Below are 18,221 nucleotides of genomic sequence, written 5' to 3'. Positions count from 1 at the left end.
ATGAAAAAGGAGCGTGCAATTCTAGCACTGGCTGATGGAACAGTTTTCGAAGGTTCTGCCATCGGGGGGTCGGCATCGGCAAAAACGAATTCCGATCGCAGCACTTGGGGCGAAGTTGTTTTTAACACTTCAATCACAGGTTATCAGGAAATTTTAACTGACCCGTCTTATTATCGCCAGATGTTGACTTTTACCTACCCACATATTGGCAACGTTGGTGTTAACCCAGAAGACATTGAATCCAAACGTGTGCAAGTTGCGGGACTAATTGTCCGGGAATTTAGCGAGCACCTCTCAAATTTTCGAGCCAAGCAAAGCTTACAAGATTATTTGCAGACAAATAATGTTCTCGGGATTTCTGGAATCGACACGCGGGCCTTAGTGCTGCATCTGCGCACGCACGGTTCACAGATGGGTGTAATTGCCCACGGGGAGCAAAACGTGTCGGACGTGATTGACCGTGCCAAGGCTTGTCCTGCAATGGAAGGCATGAACTTGATTGACGAAGTCACTACGAATGAGATTTATGAGTGGCGTCAAGGTGTTTGGGAGTTAGGATCGGGATATCCAAGTATTTCTGCGACTGAAGCAAGTCAGCGCCCCCATGTTGTGGCCGTTGACTGCGGGATTAAGTTTAACATTCTGCGATTACTCGTCACGCACGGATTCCGTGTGACGGTCGTGCCGGCTCACGCGGACACTGCGCAAATTAAGGCCTTGAATCCAGATGCCATCTTTTTATCTAATGGCCCTGGAGATCCAGCAACACTCGGTAATATCGTAAAACTAACCCAGGACTTTCTCGGCAAAAAACCAATTTTTGGAATTTGTCTAGGGCATCAGATTTTAGGACAAGCTCTGGGTGTTAAAACTTTTAAGCTTAAATTTGGACATCGCGGTGGTAACCATCCTGTGCGGGACGAAGTCACAAAGAAGGTGGAAATTACTGTCCAGAATCACGGCTTTGCTACTACAGAAGAGGGCTTACGGAAGGATGCCAGAGTTTCGCACATCAATTTAAATGACGGCACTGTTGAGGGCTTTGATGTGCCTGACGCCAAGGCATTTTCCATTCAGTACCACCCTGAATCTTCACCGGGGCCACATGATGCCCAATATTTATTTAAACGCTTTTATCAAATGGTTACAAATTAAGAAGTAAAATATGCCACGTAGAGAAGATATTAAAACAATTTTAGTTATCGGGTCGGGGCCAATTGTAATTGGTCAAGCTTGTGAGTTTGATTATTCAGGGACTCAGGCACTTAAGGCCTTGAAAGAAGAAGGTTACCGCGTGGTTCTGGTTAATTCAAATCCAGCCACGATTATGACTGACCCGCAGTTTGCTGACCGCACATATATTGAACCCTTGACGGTAGAGAGTGTGCGTAAAATCATTGAGCGTGAGCGACCTGATGTGATTTTGCCGACAATTGGCGGCCAAACTGCATTGAACCTGACCTTAGAACTTGAAGAGGCAGGGATACTCGAAGAGTATAGAATTGAGTTAATTGGTGCAAAAACAAAAGCCATTAAAATGGCTGAAGATCGTGAGAAATTTAAAGAAGCAGTGATTGCTTGTGGACTTGAGAATGCACGTAGTTATCTCGTGCGAAATATGGACGAAGCTCATACTGCTGTCCGGGAGCTGGGCTATCCATTTGTGATCCGACCTTCACGCACGCTTGGCGGTAGTGGTGGAGGGATTGTTTATACGGCTGCAGAATTCGATGAAAAGCTACGCCGCGGATTTGAAGCAAGTCCAGTTAAAGAGCTTTTACTGGAAGAGTCCCTACTAGGTTGGAAAGAATTTGAATTAGAGATCATGCGCGATAATGCCGGAAACGGTGTGATTATTTGTTCGATTGAAAACGTCGACCCAATGGGGCTGCATACTGGAGACTCAATTACAGTTGCCCCGGTGCAGACACTTACCGATAAGGAGTATCAACGTTTGCGCGATGGTTCGCTGAAGTTGATGAATAAAATTGGGGTGGATACTGGTGGTTCGAACGTGCAATTTGCAGTGCACCCGGAGACTGGCAGAGTGATTGTGATTGAACTTAATCCACGGGTTTCTAGAAGCTCGGCGCTTGCTTCTAAAGCTACAGGATTTCCCATCGCAAAAATTGCTGCCAAGCTTGCTGTCGGGTATCGACTCGATGAGCTTCCCAACGATATTACAAAAAAGACTCCAGCATGCTTTGAGCCGAGTATTGACTATGTCGTGGTTAAAATACCACGATTTGATTTTGAAAAATTTCGTGGCGCAGACCAAACTTTAGGCACGCAAATGAAATCAGTCGGTGAAGTTATGGCCATGGGTAGAACTTATCCTGAGGCGCTGCAGAAAGCTTGTCGATCGCTTGAGACTGGGCGAACGGGTTTACTAGGTGGCCCTGAGTCGCAACTTACTACAGTCAAAGAAGCACTGAGTGCAGCTGCGACGCTAAATCCGCGACGCATGTTTCAAATTGCGCGTGCACTTGAACTTGGTGCGAGCGTAGTCGAAGTAAGCGCGGCGACCGCTTACGACCAGTGGTTCTTGCGCGAGATGGAAAAAATCGTGCAAGCCGAAGCTTTAGTGCGCGGTAAAAAATTGAGAGAGATCGACAATCAAACGCTTAGGCAGCTAAAGAGCCTAGGCACAAGTGATAAGCGAATTGCGACCTTAACAGGGTCGGCAGAATCTCAAGTGCGAGCAGAAAGACATTCTCGCGAGATTCGTCCTGCTTTTAAAGTAGTCGACACCTGTGCTGCTGAATTTGCGTCAAATACGCCGTATTTTTATTCATGCTATGACCAGCAATCAGATGCTCCACCGACAAACCGCAAAAAAATTGTGATTCTAGGCGGTGGGCCGAATCGTATCGGCCAAGGCTTGGAATTTGATTTTTGTTGCGTGCATGCGGTGATGGCCTTGAAGGAAGCTGGTTATGAAACCATTATGGTTAATTGTAACCCGGAAACTGTATCAACTGATTACGACACGGCTGATCGGCTCTACTTTGAACCTCTGACTCTGGAAGACGTGATTGAAATTGTCGAACGCGAAAAGCCAACCGGGGTAATTGTTCAATATGGTGGTCAAACGCCGCTACGACTTTCTCTACAGTTAGAGGAGCTCGGGGTGCCTGTGATCGGAACATCGCCAACGGCAATTGAATTAGCTGAAGATCGAGAAGAATTTAGTGCGCTGCTTGAGCGTTTGAAGCTGCGGCAAGCTGCAAGTGGGACTGCAACGACGATTGAAGGTGCATTGAAAGTTGCAAAAAAAATTGGCTATCCGCTGCTGGTTCGTCCTTCATACGTGCTTGGTGGTCGGGCGATGATGATTTTATACTCGGACGAAGAGCTTTCACGCTACTTTAGAGAGAGTGTAGAAGTGTCTTTTGACAGGCCGGTGCTACTGGACCGTTTTCTCGAGAATGCGATTGAAATTGATGTTGATGCCGTTGCTGATCAGGATGAAGTCTTAGTTTGCGGCTTGATGGAGCACATTGAACGCGCCGGCATTCACTCTGGAGACAGTTCTTTTTTCTTACCTTCGCAAACGCTTACAACTCAAGTTGTTGAAGAAATTGTGACGGCGGCAAAAAACCTTGCTCGCGAAGTAGGTGTGCGGGGTTTAATGAACGTCCAATTCGCACTTGTTGGCGGGAAGGAAATCTATGTTTTAGAGGTTAACCCACGCGCCTCACGCAGCGTGCCTTTTGTTTCTAAGGTTACGGGTATCCCTTGGGCTAAAGTAGCTGCACGGGTAATGGCTGGTGAAAGTTTAAAGCAGATTGAAGCTACGGGTGCATACGGGAAGTTTAGACATTTTGTGAATTATGCGCAGGCAATTGGACGACTGCCTTATGTGGCTGTGAAGCAATCAGTGTTTCCGTTTATTAAATTCCGTGGCGCAGATGCAATTCTTGGACCCGAAATGCGCTCAACGGGAGAAGTCATGGGCATTGATTCCAAGGTGAGCGAAGCGATTTTAAAGGCCCAGGCAGGAGCGTCATTGTCACTACCGCTCGGAGCAAACAAAAGCGTTTTCTTTAGTTTGCAAGATGCCGACAAACGAAATGGTTTAGCACTGGCACGGCGAATGCTTGATTGTGGATTTAGAATTGTTGCGACAAAGGGCACTGCTAATTTTTTTAAAGAAAGTGGCTTAAAAATTGATCCAATTAATAAAGTCGCTGAAGGCTCTCCGCATATTGTGGACGCCTTGCTCGCCAAGCAAATTCACTTAGTGATTAATACTCCGGAAGGAAGTAGCCCGAGACTTGACTCGCAATCAATTCGTGTTACATCAATTGATGTCGGTATTCCCTTATTCACTACTTTGCCTGCTGCTGAAGCTGCAATCCGGGCGATTGAGGAATACCGTGCCGCAGCAGTAACCGGCGCAATGAACAAAAGTAAGCAAAGCAACGAAGTCTTTTCAATTCAAGAGTACGTGACGATGCAACAATAAAATGTAAGTTTGATTTTATGTCCGATAAAACACCAATGACTTCACGCAGCCATAAATTTCTGCAAGAAGAATTACAACGTTTGAAATCAGTCGAACGCCCCAAAGCCTCACAAGCAATTGCTGAAGCGCGGGCGCATGGTGATTTGTCAGAAAACGCTGAGTACGATGCGGCCAAAGAACATCAAGGTATGCTCGAAGCGCGGATCAGGCAACTCGAGTCTCGTTTGGGCACAGCGATGGTTGTGGAGATCTCAAAATTAAGCGGAACTACAGTAGTCTTTGGGGCAACAGTTGAACTGTTGGATCTGGAAAGTGATGCTAAGCGTAAAGTCACAATTGTTGGCGAAGATGAAGCCAATGCCGATAAGGGCTTGATATCATATCTTTCCCCGCTAGCGCGCGCGCTAATTGGGAAAAGAAAAGATGACGTAGTTGCTGTCAATCTTCCAAGTGGAGTGCGCGAGTATGAAGTCTCTAGCGTATGCTTTGTTGCGGAATATTAGAAAGCTCACAATTCTAACATTTCTTTGCTGAGAAATGTTTCTATAACTGTTTTATTCGATTATTTAGCGACATTTTTACCTATAAAAAATCATAGAATTATATTATACGAATATATCTAGTAGTTATTATTCCTTATCATTAATTAGGACTCTGACCCATATGTATAGATCAACTTATTATTTAATTCTCGCAGCTATTTTTGCGATTCTGCCGTTTGATCAAGCGGAGGCACAAACCACTGGCGTGTTTTGTGCTAAACGATCTGGTGATCGTACTGTTATCTTTAGATCTAGTCAGTGTCCAAAAGGAAGCCAAAGAGTCACTGGGACCACAGGCGCAACCGGGGCAACTGGTGTAGCGGGAGCAGTTGGTGCAACAGGTGCCACTGGAGCAACAGGTTCAACTGGAGCAGTTGGCGCTACTGGTGCGACGGGAGATACAGGCGCAACTGGAGCTGACGGAGCAGTTGGAGCAACGGGTGCTACTGGTGCGACAGGAGATACAGGAGCAACTGGAGCTGACGGAGCAGTCGGAGCAACAGGCGCTACTGGTGCGACGGGAGATACAGGAGCAACTGGAGCTGACGGAGCAGTTGGAGCAACGGGTGCTACTGGCGCAACTGGAGATACGGGAGCAACTGGAGCAGTTGGAGCAACGGGTGCTACTGGTGCGACAGGAGATACAGGTGCAACTGGAGCAGTTGGAGCAACAGGCGCTACTGGCGCAACAGGAGACACAGGAGCAACTGGAGCAGTTGGAGCAACGGGTGCTACTGGTGCGACAGGAGATACAGGTGCAACTGGGGCAGTTGGAGCAACAGGCGCTACTGGCGCAACTGGAGACACAGGAGCAACTGGAGCAGTTGGTGCAACTGGTGCTACTGGCGTGACAGGTTCCACAGGTGCAACCGGAGCAGTTGGTGCGACTGGAGCAACAGGTGCCACAGGCCCAACAGTGCATATGGGCAATACCAATGGAACAGCTTTATCAGCAACGGCGACTCAATATTTAGCTGTCCACGGTGCTTTTACGCCTAATGCTACTGAGGCAAATGCGTATATGTTAATAATTTCTCCATGCACAGCAACTGACTTACTAGTGTCACTTGGCACGACCCCAAACAATGGTGTTGGTACTCAAACTAGAACATTTACAGTCATGAAAAATGGCGCTGCGACAGCTTTAACATGCTCAATCTCTGAGACTGCTTCTAGTTGTTCAGCTAGTGGTGGATCTGTTTCTTTTGTTGCAACAGATACAATTGACATACGTTCTGGTGTAGCTGCAACACCTGCTGCGTCTACAGCTGCATACTCAATAATCTGTAGCTAGCAGTTTTTGGGCTATTTCTATTAACCCCTGTGGCGAGTAAGTTTTAAAATTCGCTCCAGGGGTTCCTTTCATTTAGTTCTAGCTACAGATTGATAACCAATTGTAATTTCAGGTCTTATTGCCAAGATATCTTTTGCTCTAAAGCCTTGATTCTTCAGCATTTGGGTGTTATTTATGTGCCACTTAAGGCGAATTAATAGTATTTGCCTCCTTCCTTATGGGACGTTTTATCGACAATTCTTGCGATAAAAGTCTTCAATCAAGTGCTCAAAAGATTTGAGTCTCTTGAATGTCAGTTGTTTGCTCCAAACAATTGACAAGACGGGAGGGTATTATTTGAATTTAGAGTGATTGCTAGAAAATGGCATTTGTCGATACACAGGATCTGCTTTGGACTGAACTTGCAGCAATAGTGCAAGATGAGGGTTTATCAGTTTACGATATTGAACGTGCTCAGCGTGGCGGGCTACGGGTATTTATTACTAAAAATCAAAGCCCTGAGACTGACGGTGAAAATAATGCAAGCACTGAATCTGGCGTTACCAGTGGGGATTGTAGTCGGGTCTGTCGACGCTTAATGGACTTTGCCACAGTTTCTGGATCTAAATACGGACTTTCGCCAGAAGCTGAAATTGAAGTTTCATCGCCTGGCGTTAATCGGACTTTGCGCTTACAGACTCATTTTTCTGAAGCACAAGGTAAGCGAATTCGCGTGGTCTATGCTGCAAGTGAAAATCAACCGGCTGGTGCTGCACTTGGAATGCTTGAGCGAGTTACGGATCGACTCATTATCGTTGCCAGCGAACCTCAGGGACAATCGATCGAAATTCCGTTTATTGCCGTTAAGCGGGCCAACGTGGAGCATAAATTTTAGTTTGAAGCTTTTTGATTGGGAATTTTAGTAGGAGAGATAACATGCGTTTTGATTTAGAACCTGTGATTAACCAGGTAAGTCGCGACAAGGGAATTGACAAGAAGGTCTTGGTGGAGGCGCTGGAGTCGGCTGTGCTCAGCGCGGCGAAAAAGCACTTCGGTCATAACCGCAATCTTGAAGCAAGTTATAACGAGGAAACAGGTGAGATTGAGGTGCTTGAATTTCGCACCGTCGTAGATGACGTTAAGGACGATGCAACGCAAGTTAGTTTTGCCGATGCGCGTCGTGATTATGACCCCGACTGTGAAGTAGGCGATGAGCTTGGTCGTAAGCTTAACTCTGAGGAGCTTGGTCGTATTGCAGCGCAGACTGCGAAGCAAGTAATCATTCAAAAACTTCGTGACGCAGAACGTGACGTGATTTTTGATGAATATAAAGGTCGTAAGGGCGAGGTTGTAAATGGTATTGTGCAGCGTTTTGAGCGCGGCAATACCATTGTTAACCTTGGTAAGACGGATGCAGTTCTACCTTCACGTGAACAAATTCAGCGCGAACGCTACCGCCAAGGTGATCGCATTCGTGCCATGATTTTAGATATTGATGCCGAAGCACGCGGGCCGCAAGTGATTCTTACCCGTAGTCACCCAGACTTCATGCGGAAGCTTTTTGAAATTGAAGTTCCAGAAATTGCTGAAAGCATTGTTGAATTGAAAAGCGTAGCTCGTGAGCCGGGGGAGCGTGCCAAAGTTGCCGTATATTCAAACGATCCAAATGTGGACCCAGTTGGTGCTTGCGTGGGAATCAAAGGATCGCGCGTGCAAGCTGTTGTTTCTGAATTACGCGGGGAACGAATCGATATTGTTACCTGGACGCCAGATGCCCCGAGTTTTGTCGCACGGGCCTTGGCACCAGCAGACGTTGTGCGCGTTGTTGTCGATGAAGATGAGCATTCAATGGAAGTTGTTGTGGTTGATGATCAGCTTTCTTTGGCAATCGGCCGCGGTGGTCAGAACGTGAAACTAGCTTCTAAGCTAACTGGCTGGCGTATTGATGTGCGCAGTGAGTCAGTTGCTGAAGAAGAGACTAAGCGTGCACGTGATTCATTACAGTCAATCACTGGTATTGGTTTTGGCGAAGCAGAGCTACTTTTCCAAGAGGGCTTCCGTTCAATTCGTGAAGTTGCGCAGGCTCCTTTTGAAGAGCTCTCTGCCATCGAAGGGCTTGATGCGGATCGCGTTAAACTAATCTGGGAAGAGTCTAAAAAGCTCGTTGCACAAGCGGCTGCTGAATCCGGTGAAGATCTCGATGACTTGCAGATTTCGGATATCGACCAATTGGCTTTACCAATTGAAATCCGTACTGCCTTGTTAAGTAACGAGATTAATACCATCCAGAAGCTCACCGAAATGAGCGAGGATGATTTAGTTTCAGTAACTGGATTAGATCAGGATCAGATCAAAATGGTTCAACAGGCAACCGATTCGTTTCTGAAATTTGATGTGAAAAGCCTTTAATTCGACGTTTTTTGGGATGAGGAGGATAAATTATTAGCTCAGAAGTTGATTTAACAGCACCAGCACGTACCTGCTTAGGGTGCGGGAAGACGACACAAAAAGATAAACTGATACGTTTTGTGTTGAGCGCTGACAAAACAACAATTGAGGTGGATTTGCATAAAATTAAGACTGGACGTGGTGTTTACTGTCACCCTGAAATTTCATGCTTGACAAGTAAACGCTTTAGCGGGCGCGTACAACACGAGTTCTCCAAGGGTAACTTAGTAAAACGTGCGCTAGAGTTAGATCTTAAGCAGATCTTAAGTGCAACCAAATACGAAAAGCTTGTGGCACGAGATTGCTCTGACCAGCAAAAAAAGATTAATCGCGGAGCAGCGTTGAGGATTACGGCGCACCGCAAAAAGGATAGGAAATAAGGCTAAGTGTATGGCAAAAATTAGAGTTTATGAGCTAGCAAAGGAGCTCGGCCTTGAGAATAAGGCTGTGTTGGACCTTTGCATCCAACTTGGCATTGGTGAAAAAGCTTCGCACTCAAGTACGATCAATGAAGATGAAGCCGATAAAATTCGTCGCTCTGTGATTCGCCGCACCATGGGTGTGAATAATGAATCAGTTCGTGAAATTAAAACAGACGCTGGCACTGCTGTCGAAAGACGTGTCGGTAATATTGTCCGCAGACGTAAGAAATCTGACGAAGAAATCGCACAAGAAGAGGCCGCTCAGCAGGCAGCATTAGAACATATTCAAACACAGCACGACGAAGCGCAAACCGCTCTAGCTAACGCTGACGATACGCAGGTTGAGCAAGTTTCTGATCCTATCGACCAGGCTGTTTTTGAAGAAGTTTCTGTCGTTCCAAGTGCTGTTGAGGAATTTCAAGAAATTCCTGGTGAGACCGCTGAAGCACGTTCTGAGCGTATGATTGATGCGCGCAAGCGTCACGACGTAAGAACTCCTAAGGTTCTCGGCAAAATTGAATTACCGAGACAACTGGTTGTCACGCGCCCAGAAGGTAGAACTGCTACCACTGCAACTGAAGCCAAGGCAACAAAGAGCGCTCCTGGTAGAAAGAAAGTTGTTACGGAGTCAGATGATTTTGAAGAGAAGGCAAAAAAGCGCCGTAAGCAGATTTTAAAGAAAGACGAATTAGTCGACTATAGTTCAACTGAGCGTGATGGTTGGAGAGGGCGTAAAAAGAAGGATAAAAGAGGTGACGAACATCAGGAAGGCCTGGCCGACGATGTTCTGAAGACCACACAAGTCAAAAAAGCTCTGAAGATCGATCACGAAATTTCAGTTGGTGAATTGGCACGCCAGATGAGCGTTAAAGTCGGAGATGTAGTTAAGACTTTAATGAATCTTGGAGTAATGGCGACAATCAATCAATTAATTGATTACGATACGGCGACAATTCTTGCTGCGGAGTTTGGTTACGCCACGGTTAACACTGGTAATGAAGAAGAGGAACTACTTGGGCAGCTAAAAGCTGAAGATACGCCGGATGATCTTAAACTGCGTCCCCCGATTGTTACGGTGATGGGTCACGTAGACCATGGTAAGACATCGCTACTTGATGCAATTCGTCAAACGAGCGTAGCAGCGCGTGAAGCTGGCGGAATTACCCAGCATATTGGCGCGTATACCGTGAATCTTGCCAAAGGTGGTTCAGTAACTTTTCTAGATACTCCTGGTCACGCGGCATTTACTGCAATGCGTAGTCGCGGAGCTAAGGTTACAGACGTAGTGGTGTTGGTTGTTGCTGCGGATGACGGAGTCATGCCGCAAACTGTGGAAGCGATTAATCATGCTAAGGCAGCTGAAGTGCCGATTCTTGTTGCGGTGAATAAGATCGATAAGGAAGGCGCTAATCTCGACAGAATTAAAACCCAGCTTTCCGAGCATGGATTAATCCCTGAAGAATGGGGCGGACAGACAATTTTTTGTCAGGTTTCTGCGAAAACTAAAGTCGGAATTAAAGAATTACTTGAAAATCTATATCTGCAAGCAGATATTCTTGAACTTAAAGCTAATCCGAATCGTTCGGCCTTTGGAACAGTGATTGAATCTGCACTTGATCGTGGTCGTGGACCAGTGATGACTGTGCTTGTGCAAAACGGAACACTGAAGAAAGGGGATTACTTCCTCGCGGGCTCATTGACGGGGCGTGTTCGTGCACTTGTCTCAGATAACGGTGAGCAGATTAAGGAAATTGGCCCTGGCATGGCTGCTGAGGTTTTAGGTGCATCTGGAACTCCGCTTGCCGGAGATGAATTCTATGTGATGGAATCAGAATCCCAGGCTCGTGCCTTTGCTGCTTCGCGTTCGCGCAAATTGCGTATTCAAGAGCTGGCTGAACGAGCAGGTAAACCACTGAGTTTGGAAGCATTCTCGGAAATGGTTAAGCAAGGTGAGACTAAGACATTGGCGCTTGTGATTAAAGCTGACGTTCAAGGTTCGCTTGAGGCTGTCAAGGAATCAGTGCTTAAAGCCGGAAATCAGGAAGTTAGTATTAAAGTTGTGCATGGCGGAGTCGGTGGAATTACTGAGACCGACGTGCAACTCGCGCATGCCTCTGGCGCTGTGATTCTTGGTTTTAATATTGGGTTTGACTCACGTGCACGTGAATTGGCCGAGAATTTCTCTGTTGAAGTGCAGTTCTATCGAGTGATCTATGAATTAGTCGAGTCAGTAGAGAAGGCTGCTAGAGGAATGCTTGCTCCGACGCTTCGTGAAAAGACATTAGGTCGCGTCGAAGTGCGTCAAACATTTAAAGTTCCAAAGATTGGACTTGTTGCCGGATCTTATGTTGTAGATGGCTCGGTCGAGCGTGGAGCTTCTGTACGCTTATTACGCGACAATCGTGTTCTATATGAAGGCAAGATGTCGAGCTTGAGACGCTTTAAGGATGACGTCAGGGAAGTTCAAAGTGGCTATGAGTGCGGTATCGGGATTGAGGGCTATCAAGATATTAAAGCTGGCGATATTTTAGAAATATTTAAAATCGAAGAGATCCGCGCAGTTTAGGCGATTGTATTGAGGTCTTATGGCAACTTTTCGTAAACAACGTGTGCAAGAGTTAGTGTTTGCTTGTTTGAGTTCTGAGTTGCGCTCAATTGGACAGCCTGGTCTGGAATTGGTGTCGATTCAAGCTGTGAAAATGTCTCAAGATTTACGTGGCGCTAGGGTTTTCTGGAGTGCGTTACCATTAGGCGCAATCAATGGCTGTATTACTGAAGCTGAACAGCGCGACATTGAGTTACAGCTTGAGGCCATTAAGGGCCAGCTACGCTATCGATTGGGTAAGGAGTTGCATTTACGCTATACACCTGAAATATATTTCCAATTTGACCCAACACCTGCAGCTGCTGAAAAAATGGATCTCTTATTAGATCGCGTTTCTGGTGACAAACGCTAAGCTTATATGTCTATAACCTTAACGCTCGCAGAAATTTGCTCACGAATTCAACAGGCAAATACAATTCTAGTGTTAAGTCATCTGATGCCGGATGCTGATGCGGTAGGCAGTAGCGCGGGCTTAACGCGCATTCTCAAGGCAGCTGGGAAAAACGCATATTTACATTTCCCTGAGAAATTACCGCAAAAGCTTGAATTTATTGTTGCAGGAATTGAGGGAATTTACACTTTGCCCAGAACGGCAGTCGACCTAGCAATTATCACCGATACTGCAAGTGTAAAACGCCTAGCTGTAACAGACCAAAAATATTTTGATTCAATCGCTAATAATATTTGTATTGATCATCATGCTTCAAATTCAGGCTGGGCGAAGGAAAATTTCATTGATGCAGAGTTTGCTTCAACTTCAGAAATCATTTTATCTCTTGCTGAAACTCTTGGTGTTTACCCCTTGAGCTCGGAGATTGCGACTGCATTACTTGCTGGCGTGATGGATGATACAGGATCATTCCGCTATAGTAATACCAAGCCGGAGACATATATTCATGCCAGTCAATTAGTAGCATTTGGGGCTAGTCCGAATGCAATTTCTGAGCGACTTTATTTTGATGTTCCCGAGCGAGTGTTTAAATTACGTGCACGTGCACTGAGTAAGGTCAAGCGCCTAGATCAGACTGCCTATGTTAGTCTAACGCTAAAAGACTTAGCGGAGACTGGTTGTATCCCTGAAGATACAGATGGGATTATTGACGAACTTAGGTCTATTAGTGGCGTTCAAGTTGCGGTTTTAATCCGTGAAATGTCGTCTGAGGATCCGTCTCAAGCGCCGGGGTTTTTATGGAAGGCAAGTTTGCGTTCTAAGCGTGAAGACATTGATGTCAATAAAATCGCCGGTCAATTCGGCGGAGGCGGACATCCTGCTGCTGCTGGTTGCAAAATGCGCGGCTCATTAGAGCAAATCGAAGCCGGACTCTTAAAGGCGATCAAAGAGTATAAATAACCTTTAATGATTTCTGGAATCTTATTGATTGATAAGCCAGCTGGAATTACTTCCTTTGGGGTAGTCGCTAAAATTCGCGGTATTTTGCGACGTGAACTGAAGCAAAAGAATATTAAAGTCGGCCATGCAGGGACACTAGACCCTGATGCTACGGGGCTGCTGATTGTGCTGATCGGTAAAGCTACAAAGCTACAAGACAGCTTTATGACTTTGCCTAAGACTTATACAGGGAAATTTAAGCTTGGTGTTAAAACTAATACAGGCGATGCATCTGGGGAAGTTGTTGAGAGTGCTGAAATCCCCAAAGATCTATCGAGTGCTACGCTTTTAAATGTAGCGCAGAAGTTGTTAGGTAAGCGCTTGCAGATGCCTCCGCAGTTTTCGGCAAAAAAAATTAATGGTCAGCGCGCCTATGACTTGGCTCGGCGAGGTGAGGTGGTCAAGCTTGAGCCTAAACAAATAGAAATATTCCAACTTGACTTGGGATTTGTTGATCAAGTCACACTTTCATATGCGCTAGTCTGTTCGCACGGAACCTACGTTCGTTCGCTTGCTGAGGAAGTGGGAAATGCACTTGGAACAGTAGCGCATGCCCTAACTATCAGACGTGAGCAGATTGGCCCTTACACGACAGTTGCAGCAAAATCTTTTCAGGAGATTCTCGATGGATCTGGGGCAAGCTTACTTGCTTCGATCTCGTCAGTTGTTGAGGAAAATATCCAACAACATGTTAGTAAATAGATGACTTTTGCGAGATAGATTCCTTGCTGGGCTATTAATAAAGCGAAAATTTGATAATTCAGCACGATACTTAGCAGAAAAAGTAAGCAAATCGAGAGCCTGCGGCTAGCGAGTTGATCGCGTAAGATCATCACAAGTGGGATCACTAAGACAAGATCTTCGTAGTAATTTAAATACGGAGAAAAGAGCCAGTATGTGCTTAGAAATATTAGCCATGCTGGGGGAGTTCTTGAATTTCGAAATAATTGAGTTACTAGAATTAGTAGGCCAAGACTACTAAATGCATTAGAAATTCTGAGTGCAGGTAAATAGCCGAATAGATCACGCGTTACCTGAGCAAATGTGAACATAATTTTAGGATCAAACACCGCTTGAAACAAAGGGTTTTTGGGTTCTGCAGTGAAAAGCTTTAAGCTTTGTAGCCATTCATAAATCCAATTTGGCGATAAGAAAAATGTGACGAAAAGTGTGATCGATAAATATCCGAGCAATATTTTAAGAGCTAGGGAAAGGGAGTGTCGCTGCTGAGCGATTAGTAGTGCTAGTAGAGCATAGTGTGGTTTAAATCCACAGCAGATACCGGAAAATATCAACAGTGTCGTAGTTGCAAGAGTTTGTTTGTTTTTCGCTAAATCATAGAGCAGGATTAGTAATCCAGTTACGATTAGTGATGACTGCCCGATTAGAACGGTATTGATTGTTGTTTTTGAAAATAGAATCGTCAGGATTGCTACGAGAGATATTAACTTCGATCTAGATTGTAGTCGAGACAAACTCAAAGCATAGAGGAAAATTCCAATAGAAAGCATCGTCCAGACGAACTGAGCGCTGTAAAGACTTATTTTACTAGCCAAAAGCGCAAAGGGAAAAAATAAAAACAATGCAGTCGGCGGATGAGCAAAAGGCATCGCATGCTGAAGCGTTGATTCGAAGTGCAAACGCAGTAAGTTACGGATCTCACCAATTACATAAATATGTTCTGCGCCTTCAAAGAAAACACCTTGTGCTGCTGTGATACAGAAGGCGAAATCTGAAAGGGTAAGTTGCTTGTAGCCGGGAATTGCAACTTGGGGAGGTGTCAGCAGTAGCGCCGAGAAAAATGATACAGAAAAAATTAGTGCAAAAAATATGATGTTTTTTTTCATTTTGAGGCAACAACGGACTCTAACCGGCCGAATATAAAGATGTAAGACATTATTTTAATTATTCAAGTTCGATTTAGAGAGGAAAATTTATGACAATTCAAGCTTCATCTACCACTAGTTATGATCAAATGCCTAAGGTGCAAGGCAACTTAAGTGCTGAGATCATTAAGCAAAATGCTCCCGGTGTTAACGACATACAACCATGTTCATGTCGTCCAAAGACAGATTTAATTTATCTACCAAATGAAGTTGGCAACCAAATTTGCGACATGGTTAAAACGCTACTCGACCAAGCGCTCGGGCAGTTATTCTCATTTCTCGAGAAAATTATTGGTGGAATGCAAACACCCCCAATCAATCCATCAAAGAAGAAAAGTGGCGGGTTTTTTAGTAAAATCTTCTCGAAAGTTGGAGACTTTTTTAGTGATGGAATAGGTAAGGGAATTGGGGATGTCTTGGGTAAAATATTCTAGAGCTATATATATCTCAAGTCAGATAAACATGGCTTGAGTAGGTTTCGCATGATACCGATACTATGTCCTGGCAACATAGTATCGGAGTATCGTTTGAGCACGTTCAATTCAAAAATCCCTTTTTCTAAGCCCGCCTTAGGCGAGTCCGATATCGAGGCGTTAATACAAGCCGCTCGCTCTGGAAGCATTGGTGGAAACGGCGCAATTACTAAAGAATTGCATACTGCCTTTTCTAAGCTCTATCCGGCTTCGCATTCAATTCCCACAACTTCTTGCTCTGACGCATTAGAGCTTTCCATGGAGTCGTTGCGTATTGGACCAGGGGACGAAGTGATTGTTCCGAGTTTTTCATTTCCTTCAACTGCTAATGCTGTTGTGCGAGAACGCGCGAACTGTGTTTTCGCCGATATCAAGCAGGATGATTTAAATATCGATCCCCAGCATATTGAATCACTGATTACGTCACGCACGCGAGGGATTCTCGTTGTCCATTATGCGGGCGTTTCTTGTGATATGGACGCAATTCGCCAAATTGCCAAAAAGCACGGTTTATTTGTGGTTGAAGATGCGGCTCAAGGAATTGGGGCATTTTGGGGAGACGAGCCGCTAGGATTAGTTAGCGATGCTGGCTGCATTAGTTTTCATGTGACTAAAAACCTTGGATGTGGCGAAGGGGGAGTTTTTTTAACTCGCGATCAAGGGCTTTTTCATACTGCTGAAATTATCGCCGAAAAAGGCACAAACCGCGCGGCATTTATCCGCGGACAGGTTGACAAGTATACCTGGGTCGACATTGGAAGCAGTTATATCTTATCTGACTTACTCGGGGCTTTACTGCTCTCGCAGCTCAAACGTGTAAAGGAAATTACAGACGACCGTTTGCATACATGGGAGTGGTATCGCCAACAACTAGCTGATCTTTCTCGTTCCGGTGAAGTGCAATTAGTAAAGCCTCACGCAAAAGCAATTCACAATGGGCACATCTTTTATGTTCTGCTGGATCCGCAGCGCCGCGACAGTATTCTAGATTACATGCAGAAAAATCAAGTTCAAGCCACAACTCATTATCAACCACTGCATGCCTCGCCCTTTGCGCGCCGCGAAATTTATTCAGGCAAAACTGTGCCGTCTTTGCCGATTACAGAACTAGTAGCGCAGTCAATTTTGAGGTTCCCGATCTATGCAAATATGACGCAAGCGGAAAAGGAACGTGTAGTTGAGGTATTTTTACAAGCCCTCAAAGAAACCTAATGATTTGTGATCAGAATCTTTCACAGCGTACGACTAAGCTGATGAGCTTGGTAATTTTGCTTTTTACGGTATGGTTACTCCTCTACCGTATCGGCGAGTTGCCTCCGATTTGGTATGACGAAGGTTTTTTTCTTACGACTGCAAAGACATTTGCAAATGAAGGTCGCTACGGAATTCATCTATTAGATTATTTTCGCATTGGGCATATTTCTGTTGGACCAAGCGTGATTCTGCCAATTGCATGCGCATTTAAAATTTTTGGCGTAGATTTGATCGTTGCACGCTTGGTGATGGCAGTCTTTGCGCTGCTTTCAATTTGCTTAGTGATTAAACTCGGTGAAAGATTAAAGCACAGCTCTGTGGGGTTAATTGCTGCTGCGTTAATCGTTACGGACCCACTGCAAATGATTGGCTACTCTGCATTTGCTAGGAATGTGTTGGGAGAAGTTGCGGCCACAACCTATTTACTGACGAGCATCTTAATTTGGCACGCTCATGGCGCGAAGGTCGGCAGTAAGCAAAATGTCATTTCGGGAATATTTGCTGGCCTTGCCGTTTCTGCGAAACCTCAAATGCTTTTAGCGGTCGCGCTATTGGTTTTGGTGCGACTGCTGTTTTCTTGGCATAAATTTAAGCAGGTCAAGGCATGTTTGCTCCAGCAACTTACTTTTGTTCTGGGTTTTTTGCTAATCATTGGCATGCAAACGGTCTTATTAATTGCCCCGGTTGGCATCAATGCTTTTCTTGAACAAATGGGATACTTGTCTGTTGCTGCAACGCGATTAATCGTTCATGCGGGTGGAAAAGATGCAGTCGATTTAGGTAATGTTGTCGACAGTCAACGCCGAGTTGTTTTTTTTGCGCTTCTAGCAGCGTGCATATTTTTATTTCGTAAACTGAACTATCGTAACTCACTGTTGAGCTGGGAGATTGCTGCTATCGCGATTGGTTGGCAAGCGTGGTTTTTGTTTGTCTCAATCGGTTGGTGGCGCTACGGGTTCCCCGGCTATTTCTTTACTGCTTTGATTATTGCTTTGGCACTCTACGAATTGATTACTGTAGTTAGTGCTGCAACGCGCTTAGTCTTAATTGGCTCACTTACTTGTTTAAGCTTATTTGGCATGAGGAATCTGATTAACGATTTTATTAATTTACCTGCTGACAACTCAGCAGCGCAAATTACTCAATATATTAATGCAAAAATTCCTGTCGCGGCGAAGATTGAGACGTATGAGTGGGATATAGCTTTTTTGTTAGATAGAACTACTCGATTTCCGCCATTAGACGTGCACTATAAGTTTTTGAACCGCAGTTTAGATGGAACCAATCAAGATTACGCTTACCGATTTTGGGAAAAAGACACAGATTATATCGTGGTTGGGCCGTTCGGGTTCCTTTCATTTGAGGTCTATCCTAGGCAGGCCTTGATCGATTATGCTGAACCAGTTTATGGGGTTGGAAAATACGGTCTGTATAAACTAAAAAAGACACCAAAGGGATGA

Annotated in this window: 15 protein-coding genes; 14 read left to right on the top strand and 1 reads right to left on the bottom strand. The window is 45.1% G+C overall.

Annotated features, from left to right (window positions below; all coding sequences use genetic code 11):
- The 11 genes from carA (at position 1) to truB (ending at position 13,850) form a co-directional block, all read left to right on the top strand.
- Entirely contained in the window at positions 1-1,155 is a 1,155-nt protein-coding gene (gene carA, locus JNK13_08900; GenBank protein ID MBL7662853.1) for a glutamine-hydrolyzing carbamoyl-phosphate synthase small subunit, read from the top strand.
- Positions 1,156-1,165: 10 nt separating this feature from the next.
- Entirely contained in the window at positions 1,166-4,468 is a 3,303-nt protein-coding gene (gene carB, locus JNK13_08895) for a carbamoyl-phosphate synthase large subunit (protein MBL7662852.1), read from the top strand.
- 17 nt (positions 4,469-4,485) lie between these two features.
- The gene (gene greA, locus JNK13_08890) at positions 4,486-4,971 is read left to right on the top strand and encodes a transcription elongation factor GreA (GenBank protein MBL7662851.1); all 486 of its coding nucleotides are present in this window, start codon (positions 4,486-4,488) and stop codon (positions 4,969-4,971) included.
- Between the two features lie 160 nt (positions 4,972-5,131).
- Positions 5,132-6,304, top strand: coding sequence for a hypothetical protein (locus tag JNK13_08885; GenBank protein ID MBL7662850.1), 1,173 nt, complete (start codon positions 5,132-5,134; stop codon positions 6,302-6,304).
- Between the two features lie 361 nt (positions 6,305-6,665).
- Positions 6,666-7,178 (top strand): hypothetical protein, encoded by a 513-nt coding sequence (locus tag JNK13_08880; GenBank protein MBL7662849.1) that lies wholly within the window; start codon positions 6,666-6,668, stop codon positions 7,176-7,178.
- Positions 7,179-7,219: 41 nt separating this feature from the next.
- The gene (gene nusA / locus JNK13_08875; GenBank protein MBL7662848.1) at positions 7,220-8,692 is read left to right on the top strand and encodes a transcription termination/antitermination protein NusA; all 1,473 of its coding nucleotides are present in this window, start codon (positions 7,220-7,222) and stop codon (positions 8,690-8,692) included.
- A gap of 29 nt (positions 8,693-8,721) precedes the next feature.
- Positions 8,722-9,111, top strand: a complete 390-nt coding sequence (locus tag JNK13_08870; protein ID MBL7662847.1) for a YlxR family protein — start codon at positions 8,722-8,724, stop codon at positions 9,109-9,111.
- 10 nt (positions 9,112-9,121) lie between these two features.
- Positions 9,122-11,719, top strand: a complete 2,598-nt coding sequence (infB, locus tag JNK13_08865; GenBank protein ID MBL7662846.1) for a translation initiation factor IF-2 — start codon at positions 9,122-9,124, stop codon at positions 11,717-11,719.
- Between the two features lie 19 nt (positions 11,720-11,738).
- Positions 11,739-12,110: a ribosome-binding factor A gene (locus JNK13_08860; protein ID MBL7662845.1), complete on the top strand. Its 372-nt coding sequence runs from the start codon at positions 11,739-11,741 to the stop codon at positions 12,108-12,110.
- Positions 12,111-12,116: 6 nt separating this feature from the next.
- Complete coding sequence (locus JNK13_08855; protein MBL7662844.1) at positions 12,117-13,109, top strand: DHH family phosphoesterase; 993 nt, start codon at positions 12,117-12,119, stop codon at positions 13,107-13,109.
- A gap of 6 nt (positions 13,110-13,115) precedes the next feature.
- Complete coding sequence (truB, locus tag JNK13_08850; GenBank protein MBL7662843.1) at positions 13,116-13,850, top strand: tRNA pseudouridine(55) synthase TruB; 735 nt, start codon at positions 13,116-13,118, stop codon at positions 13,848-13,850.
- On the opposite strand, the gene JNK13_08845 is transcribed toward truB, so the two are convergent.
- Positions 13,760-14,995: a hypothetical protein gene (locus tag JNK13_08845; protein ID MBL7662842.1), complete on the bottom strand. Its 1,236-nt coding sequence runs from the start codon at positions 14,993-14,995 to the stop codon at positions 13,760-13,762. The genes truB and JNK13_08845 overlap by 91 nt on opposite strands.
- A gap of 89 nt (positions 14,996-15,084) precedes the next feature.
- Here JNK13_08845 and JNK13_08840 point away from each other — a divergent pair, with 89 nt between their 5' ends.
- The 3 genes from JNK13_08840 to JNK13_08830 all read left to right on the top strand — a co-directional run bounded on the left by JNK13_08840 (position 15,085) and on the right by JNK13_08830 (position 18,221).
- Positions 15,085-15,468 (top strand): hypothetical protein, encoded by a 384-nt coding sequence (locus JNK13_08840; protein MBL7662841.1) that lies wholly within the window; start codon positions 15,085-15,087, stop codon positions 15,466-15,468.
- Positions 15,469-15,561: 93 nt separating this feature from the next.
- On the top strand, positions 15,562-16,719 hold the full coding sequence (gene rffA, locus JNK13_08835) for a dTDP-4-amino-4,6-dideoxygalactose transaminase (protein ID MBL7662840.1): 1,158 nt from the start codon (positions 15,562-15,564) through the stop codon (positions 16,717-16,719).
- On the top strand, positions 16,719-18,221 hold the full coding sequence (locus JNK13_08830; GenBank protein MBL7662839.1) for a glycosyltransferase family 39 protein: 1,503 nt from the start codon (positions 16,719-16,721) through the stop codon (positions 18,219-18,221). The genes rffA and JNK13_08830 overlap by 1 nt, the downstream gene beginning before the upstream one ends.

The organism is bacterium, from assembly GCA_016786595.1.
Lineage (GTDB): Bacteria > Bdellovibrionota_C > UBA2361 > SZUA-149 > JAEUWB01 > JAEUWB01.
Note: the sequence above shows the minus strand (reverse complement) of the source record. Positions and strands in the feature narration are given on the sequence as shown.